The following is a 12,483-nucleotide window of genomic DNA, read 5'->3' on the forward strand; positions in this document are numbered from 1 at the left end:
TGGAACGAGCAGCCTATGCCTTGGCCCAATACCAGGTGCCCACATTCCAGCTGTCGATGCGCACATTGATGTTGGGAGTGACGTTTTCGACCCCCACCTTATGGCCGCGTACGGTCGCATACTGGAATAGCGGCAGGAAAGGCAGGTCGTGGCGCATGATCTCCTGGATCTTCTGGTAGACCTTCTTGCGTTCCTCCGGCACGAAGATCTGGCCGCCTTCCGCAAGGAGCTTGTCGACCTCCGGATTGGCATATTGCCAGGAGTTCTGGCCGGCTCCGCCCTTGGCGGTGATCGCCGAGGAACGGAAATAATCGGAGGTGTCGGGGTCGGAGCCGGTCTGGAAGTTGATGCCGACGATGACGGAATCGAACTTCGACATTGTCCAATAATCGCCCCACATGACCGCCGGCGGCAGGTTGGAGATCGTAAGCTCCACGCCGATGTCCTTGAAGGTCTGCTGCATGAACTGCTGCACCTGTTCGCGGATATGATTGCCGGCGGTGGTGGAGTTGGTGAAGGAAAGCTTGACGCCGTCCTTCATGCGAATGCCGTCGGGACCGGGCTTCCAGCCGGCATCGTCGAGGATCTTCTTGGCCTTGTCGGTGCTGAATTCCTGCTTCGGCAGGTCCGGATTATAATAGAAGGACTGCTGCGGAATGTAGCTCTCGGTCGGTGTCGGCAGGCCGTAGTAGAGCGCATCGATGATCGTCTGCTTGTCGATCGCGTAGTAGAGCGCCTCGCGCACCGCCGGATCCTTGAATTGCGGCTTCTCCATGTTGAAGCCGACGGATTCGACCGTGGCGGCCGGAACGACGGCAACAGCCTTTCCATCCAGCCCCTTGGCCTCGTCATAGTGATCCGGGGTGATCCATTGCAGGCCGACGACGTCGATATCGCCGGTCTTGAACTGCGTATACAGCACCGTCAGGTCGGGAACATATTTGTAGACCAGGGTTTCGAGATAAGGGCCGGTGCCGAAATAGTCGGTATTGGCCGCGAGCGTGATGTGATCGCCGGGGACGCGCTCGACCCATTTGAAAGGGCCGGTGCCGATGGGGGCATTGTTGAAGGGGGCGGTGTTCTTGTCCTTCTCCGCACCAAGGATATGCTTTGGCACGATGAAGGTCATGGCGAGGATCGACGGGTAGGGCGCAAATGGCTTTTCCATCCGCCAGGTGATTTCCGTCGGCGAGACGACGGTCAGGTCGCGTACCAGCTCATGGCCGGTCTTGCGCCAGCTGCGGAAGTTCGGATCGACCATGAGTTCGAGGGTGAACTTGACGTCTTCGGCGGTGAACGGCGTGCCGTCATGCCACTTCACGCCATCGCGCAGTTTGACCTTCCAATGAAGGCCGTCGGCCGAGATGCCGCCGTTTTCGACCGTCGGAACTTCGGTTGCAAGCGAAGGGGAAAACTTGCCCTCCGGTGTGACGGTAAAGAGCGGATCGAAGACACTGAAATGGATGCCCTCATCGACTTCGATGTGGATCAGATGCGGATTGAAGACGGTCGGCTCCTGCGAGAAGCCGATGACTAGCTGGCCGGTCGGCTTGGCGGGAGGTGCCGCGAAAGCCTCGCCGCGACCGAGGATATTGGGCATGATCAACCCGGAGGCACCGAGCGCCATCATAGTCAATGCCTGGCGGCGGGTTGGTTTCAGGAGGATGGTGTCATTTGCATCGGTCATGATCGTTCCCCTTTTTGTTGGTAGGATTCGGCTGTTTTTCTCTTTCGTCTTTGTATTGTCTGCTTGGTTCGGAGAGGTCAGAAACCACTGATCAGTTCGATCTTCGAACCGTCATGGAAGCGGGAAAAGCGGAAGTTCTTGCGATCCACCACTGGCGGCTTGCCGGTGACGATGTCGGCCATCAATCGTCCGGCCGCAGGCCCGATGCCGAAGCCGTGGCCGGAAAAGCCGGTGGCGATATGAAAGCCCGGAATGCTGTCGATCGCATCGATCACCGGCACGGCATCCGGTGTCACGTCGATATAACCTGCCCAGCGCTGAGCGATCTCGGCCTTCTCGAAAACCGGAAAGGCTTTCTTGAGGTTGGCAAGCGCCGCATTCGAAAGCTTGGTGGAGGGTTTGGGGTCGAGAACGCGGCAATATTCGAAGGGGCTTGCCTCGTCCATCGCCCACCGATTGGGAATGCGCGCTTCGTCGAAGAACCGGCCGGAAACGCGGAAGTTCAGCGAGCGCCACTCCTTTTTCAGCGCCGGCAGGAACTTGCCGGCGTAGCGGAAGGAGCTCGGCACGATGTCCACGATGTTCTCATGGCCCGAAGCGATGGTGTAGCCGCCATCCTGACGCTTGCGCAGGGCAAAGCCGCTCGCCCAGATGGCTTGCTCGGGGCCGCCTTCCAGCGGCTTGGTGCGCAAGACGGAATTCATCACCTTCAACTGCGGCAGATCGAGCCCGAACATGCCGGCAAACAGGCTTGACCAGGCGCCGCCGGCAAGCACGACGGCCTTGCAGGCGATGGGACCACGTTCCGTGATGACGCCGGAGATGCGGCCGCCGGCTGTCTCGATACCGCGCACGGCGCATTCGGTCAGAATGGAGGCTCCCTTGTCGCGGGCGGCCTCGGCAATGGCGGGGGCGGCTCGCTGCGGCTCGGCACGGCCGTCGGCGGCGGTAAAGAGCGCACCCTTGAGCTCCATCTGCGTGCCGGGAAAGAGGTTCTTGAATTCGGTGCCGCTAATCATGCGGCTTTCCAGCTGGTAGCCTTCCAGATTGCGGTTCCAGCGCTCATGATCGGCATATTGCTTGTCATCCGCGCAGGTGAAGATGATGCCGGCGCGCTTGTAGCCGGTGTCGCGGCCGGTACGTTTGTCGAGCGTGCTCCAGATGCGCAGGGCCTCCGCCATGAGGGGCACCTCGCGCGGATCGCGCCTCGAAATGCGCACCCAACCCCAGTTGCGGCTCGATTGCTCCTGGCCGATGCCACCCTTCTCGCAAAGCGCGACCCGCAGGCCCCGTTCGGCAAGTTCCAGCGTCGTCGAGGTGCCGATGATGCCACCACCGATGACGACGACGTCGACTTCCTTGGGCAGTTCCGCATCCCCGTGAACGGGAACAACATAGGGGCCGGGCATGGTCAGAAGGACTCCTCTAACTGGCAATTGATGGTAAATTCGGCAACGCTTGCCTCGTTCGGCAGCTCCATCAGCATGGAAATGATGCGGGCGAGGTCGCGCGGATCGGTCATCTCGCTATCGGGCTTGCTCGTAAGTCCGCGCGCCATGTCGGTCGCGACGAAGCCGGGGCAGATGGCGGTGGCGCGGATGCCAAGGTCAAAGCCGGTGTGGCGTATGGCGTGGGCCAGCGCGACCGCCGCGAATTTGGAGACGGCATAAAGGCCGGAGTTCGCGGACTTCACCCGCTTTCCCGAGAGCGAAGCGACGATGATGACGCGGCCGCGACCGCTTGACGCAAGGGCGTTCCACGCGGATTTTGCAAGTCTTCGCGGTGCCTTGACGTTCACCTCGAGCAGATCGTCGAGGTCGGCATCATCGGCTTCGATCACCGTCTTTGCGATGCCAATGCCGGCATTGGCGACGATCGCGTCGATGCGCCCGAAGGTGCGAAGCGTCTCTTCCACCCAGCGATCGGATGCGTCCGTATCGATGGCATCATAGGCAAAGGCGCTAACGTGCGCAGGGTCTGCCCAGGCGGGCATTTCAGGACGGCGCATGCCGAGCGAGAGCCGCCATCCCTTGGCGGCAAGTTCCTCGGCGAGTGCGGCGCCGATCCCCCGGCTGGCACCGGATATCATTGCTACCCGCTCGTCACTCATGCCCATGTTTGCTCTCCCACGGTTTGCCGGCTCACGATTGCGCCACGATGCGCCGGTAAGTCCGGCGCAGTATGTCGATCAGGAGCCTGTGTTCTTCGTCGGTGATGTCGGAAAAGAATTCGCGTGATTGCTTGGTGACGATGGCACGCACACGTTTTGCCAGTTCGTGACCTTTTTCCGTGATGTAGAGTTCCTGGGCGCGGCTGTCGTCCGCCGACGTCTCGCGCGTAAGGAGATCATGTGCTTCCATCTGTTCGATCAGCCTGCCGGTCGCCGAGCGGTCTTTCAGGATGATTTGCGCGATGGTGGAAGGCCGGATTCCCGGATTGTCGTCGACCAGGAACAGGGTCGTGATCTTTCCCGTTCCGCGGGCGACGTCCAAACCTTCCAGCTTCTCGTCCAGATCGCGCGAGACGGCGAGATTGATGCTGCGGATGTAAAAGCTCAGCGTATCCTCCAGGACGTCGATATCGATGTCCTTGACAGAAGTTGGCGGGGCCTTGGTCGGCGGCATGGCTCGGAACCTTTGAAAGGCGACGAAACACCGTTCCCGCCACCCCTAATGCGTGGCAGGTCCATGATCGTCTGCGGCGGATCGTCGCTGGAAATTTCATGCTCATGAAAGGACGGATAGTGGATAAATGCAACTATTTTTTCGCCCAATCAGATAAAAAATAATCAGTGCGGAAGGCTGCCCGTTTCTCAGGCATCAATCGCCGCCGGTGCATGCACGAATGGTGGTAATTAAGCAGAAGCGGGTCGCATTCGGCGCCGCCATGCCTCGTTGGTGGACATTTAGCCGACCGCTTCCCAATCGCCGCCGGGGATGGCAGCCAACAGGTTTTGGGTATAGGCATGAGCCGGCGCACGAAAGATCTGCGAAGGCGGCCCACATTCGACAATCTCGCCCTTGTACATGACGGCGACTTCGTCACAGATCTGGCTGGCGACGCGCAGGTCGTGGGTAATGAAGATCATCGCGACCCTGGTATCCTGCTGGATTTCGGCAAGAAGCTTGAGGATTTGCGCCTGGATCGAGACGTCGAGAGCGGAGACTGCCTCGTCGGCCACCAGCAGCACGGGGTCGAACATCAAGGCGCGGGCGATGCCGATGCGCTGGCGCTGGCCACCGGAGAACTCATGGGGAAAGCGGTCAAAGGCACCTTCGTCGAGGCCGACGCGCTTGAGAAGACGCAGTGCCTTCGCCTTGGCCTCATGCATCGACAGGCCGTGCGCCATCGGTCCAACGGTGAGAATGCGGCCGATCGTATGGCGCGGGTTTAGCGAGGCGAATGGGTCTTGAAAGATCATCTGTATATAAGGACGCAATGGCCGGAACTCGTCGTCTGACAGCGGAGCGATATCGCGGCCATCGAAGAGAATCCGACCACTGTCCGAGCTCAAAAGCTTCAACAGGACGCGGCCGAGCGAGGATTTTCCGGAGCCGGATTCACCGACCACTCCCAATGTGCGTCCCTTGCGGATCGAGAAGCTGACGTCGTTGACCGCCTGCACCGTCCGCGATTTCGACAGGAAGCCGCTTCCCGCTCGATAGGTCTTGTTGAGCTTATCGACTTCCAGCACCACGGGCGCTTCGGCAATGGTTTCGCGACCGGCGGTCGTCATGCGGGGAACGGCCGCGATAAGACGCTGCGTATAGGGATGAACAGGCGCATTCAGCACCTGCGCCGCCTGTCCCTGTTCGACAAGATGCCCCTTCTCCATGACGATCACCCTGTCGGCAATCTCGGCGACCACCCCGAAATCATGGGTGATGAACATGACGCTCATCTTCTTGCGCGCCTGTATCTTGCGGATCAATTCGAGGATTTGGGCCTGCGTCGTCACGTCCAATGCAGTGGTCGGTTCGTCGGCGATCAGCACATCCGGATCGAGCGCCAGCGCCATGGCGATCATCACGCGCTGACGCTGCCCGCCGGACAGCCGGAAGGGATATTGATGCTGGAGAAGATCCGGATCTGGCAGGCCGACTTCGCCGAGGAGTTCCTTCACCTTCTGTCGCCGGCTTTCCGGCGTGCCGATCTTATGAGCATCGAGAACCTCGATGATCTGGTCGCCGATCGTCATCAGTGGATTGAGTGCCGAGAGCGGGTCCTGGAAAATGATCGAAACGGCTCGTCCCCTCAGGCTTTGAAGGGTGGCAGCGTCGGCGCTTACGAGGTCCACGCCCTTGAAGCGGATCGTACCCGCCGTTACTCTTATGATGGATGGCAACAGGCCCATGATCGCATTCGCGGTCACCGATTTCCCCGAACCGGATTCACCGATGATGCAAAGGATCTCGCCTTGCATCAGGTCGAAGGTGATATCCTGCACGGCATGCACGCGTTCCATGTTCTTCGGGAGGCTGACCGTCAGACCGCGCACGGAAAGTACCGGCTCGTTCGGCAGGACTCTATCTTGAGTATCGGATGGGATCATGGAAGGCCTCCTTGCTCTGAACCAGCGAACACGCCCTCTCAGGGAGAGCTGACGAATTGCCAGAAGCAAGAAGAATGCCGGTATTGCTGCCCTGAAGGCAAGCGAAGGAAATTAATCGACAGATTTTTGCCGTCCACCCGCGCTTCAAGCGATCGGTCACAGCAACCTGCGGGTATGGAAATCTTCGCCTATGCACATTTGCTATCGTTCAAACGGTTCGCCAAGTGAGGCGACACCATTGAGCTTCAGGAGCCGGCGATCTACGGAGATGATGCCAAGGACGATGATCGTCACGAGATAGGGCAGGCATGCGAGCAATTGCGAGGAAATTGCGAGCCCGCTGGCCTGCGCCGCAAGACCCATCAGCGACACCGCACCGAACAGGCAGGCGCCCAGGAAAATCCTGGATGTCAGCCAGGTTCCAAAGACAACGAGGGCAATGGCAATCCAGCCCCGCCCGGCGATCATGCCGTCCGCCCAGAGCGGCGTATAGATCGTGGAGGCGTAAGCGCCGGCAAAGCCTGCCATCATGCCGCCAAACGCAACTGCCGCGAAGCGGATCGAGACAATGGGATAGCCGATAGCATGCGCAGCTTTCGGATTTTCGCCGACGGCGCGAAGAATAAGACCGACCTTGCTATAGGCAAACATCGCCCATATGCCGACCGTCACGACAAGCGAGATCCAGACGACGATATCCTGGCTGAAGAGGCCGCCCACGACTGGAATTTGTGAAAGCCCGGGAATTGCGATCTTTGGCAAGGTGGTGACGGTCAGGCTCTCATAACTCTTGCCGAATAGTGCCGAGAGGCCCTGGCCGAGAATGCCGAGGGCAAGACCGGCAGCAACCTGGTTTGCGTTGAAGCCCAGTGTGATAGCGGCAAAAATCATGGAGAGGAGTGCACTTCCGAGACCGGCCGCAAGGAAGGCAAGAAGATGACCGCCGCCATGATAAACGACAATGAACGCGATGACGGCGCCAACGGCCATCAAGCCCTCTACGCCGAGGTTCAAGACGCCGGCGCGCTCGGCAACAAGCTCGCCCAGGGCTGCCAGCAGAAATGGCGTTGCGGCTGCCAGCATGCCGGCAAGAATGAACTCGACGGCGCTCATGATGCGCTCCGGACGGGCATGGGGCGCCAGACGATGCGATAGCGCACGAAAGCCACGGCGATGAGATAGATGAGGAGCAGACTGCCCTGGAACACGCGGACGGCTGCAATGGGCAGATTGGCGGAGACCATGGCGTTATCGCCACCGATATAGAGAGCTGCCATGATGATCGCGGAGATGACGATGCCGATTGGATTGAGGCCGCCAAGATAGGCAACGATGATTGCCGCGTATCCATATCCGGTCGAGATCGAACGCTGCAGCTGGCCAAGCGGTCCGGCAACTTCAGCGGCGCCCGCAAGTCCGGCGGCCGCTCCGCCAATGATCAGCGACAGCCAGATTGCCCAGCTCTCCTTGAAACCGGCATAGCTCGCGGCCCGGGGAGCCAGTCCGCCGACCTGCAATTTATACCCGGCGAAGCTCTTCTGCATGAAGATCCACGCCGCGATCGACAGGCCGACGGCAAGGATAAGCGAGACATTGACGCGGGTTCCCTCGAACAGGATCGGCACCATTGCGTCGTACTGGAACATGACCGATTGCGGGAAATTGAAGCCGCCGGGATCTTTCCATGGGCCGAGAAGAAGATAGTTGAGCAATTGCGCGGCAACGAAGCTCAGCATCAGTGAGACAAGGATTTCATTGGCGTTGAGCCTGACGCGCCAGAAGGCAGTGAGAGACGCCCACAGAGCACCGCCGAGAGTGCCGAGCAGCAGCATTGCCGGCCATATCCATTGGCCCGTTGCCTGCGGCATCCAGATGGGTATGGCGGAGGCGAAGATTGCGCCAAGAATGAATTGGCCCTCAGCGCCGATATTGAAGACCTTCGCGCGAAAGCCGATTGCGAGACCCTGTGCAATCAGAAGCAGGGGGCCAGTCTTGAGCAATACTTCCGAGAATGAGGCCCAGGAGACGAATGGTTCGATCAGCATGGCATAGATCACCGCCATCGGATCACGGCCCATCGCGACATAGAGGCCGAGATTGAGTGCGATGGTGACGATGAGGGCGATCGGCGGCGCGAGCAGCTTTGCGGCGAACGAGGCTCGATCGCGGCGGACAAAGCTGGGAAGGATTGCAGAAAAGGAACGGCTCATGCGAATGCCTTTTCGCCTTGGGGCTGTGCGCCGATCATGTATCGACCGATATCTTCAGCTTTTGTATCGCGGGTCACGAGTGGCAGGCTCAGCGTGCCGTGGTAAAGGACCTGAATGACGTCGCTAAGCTCGAACAATTCCTCGAGCTCTTCCGATATGACGAGAATTGCCATGCCTTGATTGCGCAGCTCGATCAGTCGCTTGCGAATGGCGGAAGCCGCGCCGACATCCACGCCCCAGGTTGGTTGCGCAAGAAACAGCAGTTTCGGGGCGAGCATGATTTCGCGGCCGACGATGAACTTCTGCAGGTTTCCCCCGGAAAGCGACCCGGCTTCAGCCTCTGGACCGCGCGTGCGCACGTCATAATCCCGGATGCACTCGTTTGCGAAATCCGTAGCCTTCGCTTTGTCGATGAAACCATGCCTGACAAGCTTCAAGGGATGGGCCGTCAGTAAGCTGTTGAGCGTTAAGGACATTTCGGGAACGGCGCCATGCCCGAGCCGATCCTCCGGAACAAAGGCAAAGCCAAGCTTCCGGCGGCTGGCGGCGTCGAGACTGCCGACATCCTGTCCCATCATGAAGATCTGATCGCGTTTGTCTCGGGGCAGGGGCATTTCCCCTGAAATCAGGGCGGCAAGCTCCTTTTGCCCATTCCCGGAAATGCCGGCGATGCCCAGAATCTCGCCGCTGCGCACCGTCAGGCTGATCATGGAGAGCGGCATGCCAAAGGGGTCGTCCGGCCGGTAGTCGAGGCCGATGATTTCCAGGCGCTTTTCACCCTCGGCCAAAGCCAAGGCTGGCATCGCTTCGGGCATGTCGCGGCCGATCATCATGCGGGCGAGATCATGGGCGTCGTGTTCGCGCGGATCCACATGCCCGGTCACGCGTCCGCCGCGCAGGATCGTAGCCCGGTCACACAGGGATTGGATTTCTTCCAGCTTATGCGAGATGAAGAGGATCGACACGCCGCGATCGCGCAGCCGGCGCAGCGTGTCGAACAGCTTCTCGACGGCTTGCGGCGGCAGGACCGATGTCGGCTCGTCGAGGATCAGCAGCTTCGGATCAGTCATCAGGCACCGGATGATTTCCACCCGCTGCCGCTCGCCGACCGACAGTTCGTGCACATGGGCGAGCGGATCGACTTCGAGACCGAATTCATCTCCCAGGGCGCGGATGCGCTGCGCAAGCTCGGCCCTGCTCCCGGAGACGATCAGGCGAATATTCTCGACCACCGTCAGGCTCTCGAACAGCGAGAAGTGCTGAAAGACCATCCCGATGCCGGTACGCCTCGCTTCCGCGGGGGAGGCAAGGCTCAAGGGCTTTCCATGCCAGGCAATGGTGCCTTCGTCCGGTTGTTCGACGCCGTAGATCAGCTTCATCAGCGTCGATTTGCCGGCGCCGTTTTCTCCGAGGATGGCATGGATCGAGCCCGGGGCTACGTCCAGATCGATATGCTTGTTGGCATGGACCTGGCCGTAGCTTTTGGAGATGCCGCGCAGCGACAGCAGCGGAATGGTCATGAGCGACTTACTTCGGCAAAGGCGTCTTCACACCTTTGACATGCCAGTCCATCGCGACGATCTGGGCATCCGTCAGTGTCGCGCCCGAAGCCGCTCCTTCGCTGCCATCGGCCTTGGTGATCGGGCCGGTGAACGGCGAAAAGCCGCCGCTTGCGATCTTACCTTCGATTTCCTTGATCTTGGCCATGGTGTCGGCCGGAATTGCAGGGCTCCAGTCGACCACTTCGACGACCTTGTCCGCGACGCCGAGGAAAGCGTTGGCACCCTTGAAGGTGCCCGCGAGATGGGCATCGACCGATGCCTTGAAGAAGGGCGACCAGTCTGTGGACACGCAGCCGAGATAGGTTTTCGGCGCATATTTCTTCATCGAGGAATTCAGGTTGAAGGCGTAGACACCGGCAGCCTCGCAGGCTGATATGACCGAGGGCGTATCCTGTGCGTTCGAGAAGATCACATCGCAGCCTTGCGAGATCAAAGCTTTGGCGGCCTCTTGTTCCTTGGCCGGATCGAACCAGGAATTGACCCAGACGACCGATACCTCGATATCAGGCTTGACGGCCTGCGCGCCTAACGTGAAGGCGTTGATCGACGTGATCAATTCGGGAATGGCGAAGGCGGAAACCGAACCGAGCTTGCCGGTCTTGGAAACGGCGGCCGCTGCCATGCCGAGCAGGTAGGTTCCCTGGAAATACTTGGCGGCGAAGGGCGAGAAATTCGGCGCGACCTGGAAGCCGGAGGCATGCAGGACGGTCACCTTCGGGTTGCGGCGGGCAATCTGAAGCGCGCCGTTCTGATAGCCGAACGAGCCAGCGATCAGGAAGTGGTTTCCGTCGGCGACTGTCTTGTTCATGATGCGATCCGCATCCGGGCCTTCGGCGATGTTCTCGATCACGGTCACCTTGACCTTGTCGCCATAGGCGGCCTTGATCGGATCGAGGCCCGCGGCCAGCGCATGTCCCCAACCGACATCGCCGATCGGCGAGGGCACGACGAGCGTAATGCCGAGCGGTTCGGCGGCGGCAAAGGCGGAGCGACCGGTAAAGGCCGTTGCGAGGCCTGCGACGGCCGCGCTCTTCATCAATGTTCTACGGGTCAGATTCTTCTGCATCCCAGTTCCCCTTTTTGGCTTTTCAGAATTCTACTGTTGCAAGAGCCGCCTCAGCCGCGGCAAACAGCGCGGCCTCGTCCAGTCCGGTGAATTCACCGCCTTGCCAGACGATGCGTCCGTTGATCATGGTCAGATCGGTGGGCATGCCGATCCCGACCTTCGCAATCAGGCTCAGCGGGTCATGCCGCGTCCCGACATAATCCATTCGTCGCGTATCGATCGCGAAGAGGTCGGCGGCCATACCTGGGGCAAGTCGCCCGATATCCGTGCGCCCCAACAGGCTTGCGCCCCCGCTGGTCGCATATTGGAGGAAGTCGAGCGGGGCCGGAACGGCATGCGCGCGCGTGGATGCCGTCAGGCATTGCAGCATGTAGGCGGAATGGATGCAGTGCATGAGGTTCGAGTTGTCGTTCGATGCCGCTCCGTCGCAGCCGAGACCGATGCGCAAGCCGAAGGCCTGCATCGCCGGGATGTCGGTCACTTCGGCGCCGACAAGGTAAACCGGTTCCGGGCAATGGGAAACGCCGGTGCCGCTTGCCGCCATCTTGCGCAACTCGTCATGCGTCAGCTCCCAACAATGGGCGTAGAAGGTGTCAGGGCCTGCAAAGCCCAATTCCGCGCAGTAGTCGACCGTGCGCATGCCATGCCGCGCCTCGATGACTGGGCTTTCGCCTTCGCCGACATGGGTGTGCATTTGCACACCGCGATCGCGCGCCAGCGCGACCGATTCGACGAAGGTTTCGCGATAGCAATTGACCGGCTGGCAAGGCGCGACAACCACCTGGCGCATGCTGAAGGGGCTGGCATCGTGATAGCTATCGATCAGCCGCGCGCAGTCGGCGATGAATTCGTCGGTGGTTTCGAGCATGGCATCCGGGATCGTCGATCCCTCGGACTTCGGCAGGGTGTTGCCGCCACGGCCTGCGTGAAAGCGCATACCGAGCAATTCTGCCGCCTCGAACTGGCGATCGATCAGGCGCTTTCCGGCATGGCGGGGAAAGCAATATTGATGGTCGAAGGCGGTCGTGCATCCGTGCTTGATCATCTCGGCCATGGCGGTGACCGAAGAATGATAGAAGCAGTCTTCCGTCAGCCGTGAGAAGATCGGATAGATCCGGTCGAGCCATTCGATGACCGAAAGCTTCGTCCAGTCGAGGTCGGCCCGGTTGCGCGCGAAGCATTGAAAGAAGTGGTGATGGGTGTTGACGAGCCCCGGATAGACGAACCAGCCGGATGCGTCCTGGACTGCCGTTCCTTCGGGTAGGCCGTTCAACGACAGGTTTTCGCTAATCGCCTGGATCGCTGAGCCCTTGGTGAGCAGGTCGACGTTCCGGCGTACGCTCGGCCCATTGCCCTCATCGACGATAACAGCCGCACAATTCTTTAGGAGATAGCCGGTCATTCCA

Annotated in this window: 10 protein-coding genes; all 10 read right to left on the minus strand. The window is 60.2% G+C overall.

Annotated features, from left to right (window positions below; all coding sequences use genetic code 11):
* Positions 1 to 13: 13 nt before the first annotated feature.
* The 10 genes from AC13QY_RS02860 to AC13QY_RS02905 all read right to left on the minus strand — a co-directional run bounded on the left by AC13QY_RS02860 (position 14) and on the right by AC13QY_RS02905 (position 12,479).
* Entirely contained in the window at positions 14 to 1,687 is a 1,674-nt protein-coding gene (locus AC13QY_RS02860; RefSeq protein WP_113350531.1) for a peptide ABC transporter substrate-binding protein, read from the minus strand.
* Between the two features lie 77 nt (positions 1,688 to 1,764).
* Entirely contained in the window at positions 1,765 to 3,096 is a 1,332-nt protein-coding gene (locus tag AC13QY_RS02865) for an NAD(P)/FAD-dependent oxidoreductase (protein ID WP_113350530.1), read from the minus strand.
* A 2-nt stretch (positions 3,097 to 3,098) separates the two neighbouring features.
* Complete coding sequence (locus tag AC13QY_RS02870; RefSeq protein ID WP_113351028.1) at positions 3,099 to 3,797, minus strand: SDR family NAD(P)-dependent oxidoreductase; 699 nt, start codon at positions 3,795 to 3,797, stop codon at positions 3,099 to 3,101.
* Positions 3,798 to 3,828: 31 nt separating this feature from the next.
* A complete protein-coding gene (locus AC13QY_RS02875) occupies positions 3,829 to 4,311 on the minus strand; it encodes a MarR family winged helix-turn-helix transcriptional regulator (RefSeq protein ID WP_145633996.1) in 483 nt (160 codons plus the stop codon).
* Positions 4,312 to 4,592: 281 nt separating this feature from the next.
* Entirely contained in the window at positions 4,593 to 6,239 is a 1,647-nt protein-coding gene (locus AC13QY_RS02880; protein ID WP_145633998.1) for an ABC transporter ATP-binding protein, read from the minus strand.
* 201 nt (positions 6,240 to 6,440) lie between these two features.
* Complete coding sequence (locus AC13QY_RS02885) at positions 6,441 to 7,352, minus strand: ABC transporter permease (RefSeq protein ID WP_113329729.1); 912 nt, start codon at positions 7,350 to 7,352, stop codon at positions 6,441 to 6,443.
* Positions 7,349 to 8,449 (minus strand): ABC transporter permease, encoded by a 1,101-nt coding sequence (locus tag AC13QY_RS02890; protein ID WP_113350526.1) that lies wholly within the window; start codon positions 8,447 to 8,449, stop codon positions 7,349 to 7,351. The genes AC13QY_RS02885 and AC13QY_RS02890 overlap by 4 nt, the downstream gene beginning before the upstream one ends.
* A complete protein-coding gene (locus tag AC13QY_RS02895; protein ID WP_488492717.1) occupies positions 8,446 to 9,969 on the minus strand; it encodes an ABC transporter ATP-binding protein in 1,524 nt (507 codons plus the stop codon). The genes AC13QY_RS02890 and AC13QY_RS02895 overlap by 4 nt, the downstream gene beginning before the upstream one ends.
* A gap of 7 nt (positions 9,970 to 9,976) precedes the next feature.
* Positions 9,977 to 11,077, minus strand: coding sequence for a BMP family ABC transporter substrate-binding protein (locus AC13QY_RS02900; protein ID WP_113350524.1), 1,101 nt, complete (start codon positions 11,075 to 11,077; stop codon positions 9,977 to 9,979).
* 22 nt (positions 11,078 to 11,099) lie between these two features.
* Positions 11,100 to 12,479, minus strand: a complete 1,380-nt coding sequence (locus AC13QY_RS02905) for an amidohydrolase (protein ID WP_145634002.1) — start codon at positions 12,477 to 12,479, stop codon at positions 11,100 to 11,102.
* Positions 12,480 to 12,483 lie beyond the last annotated feature (4 nt).

The sequence above is a fragment of the Martinezella sp. CNPSo 3795 genome, assembly GCF_057784475.1.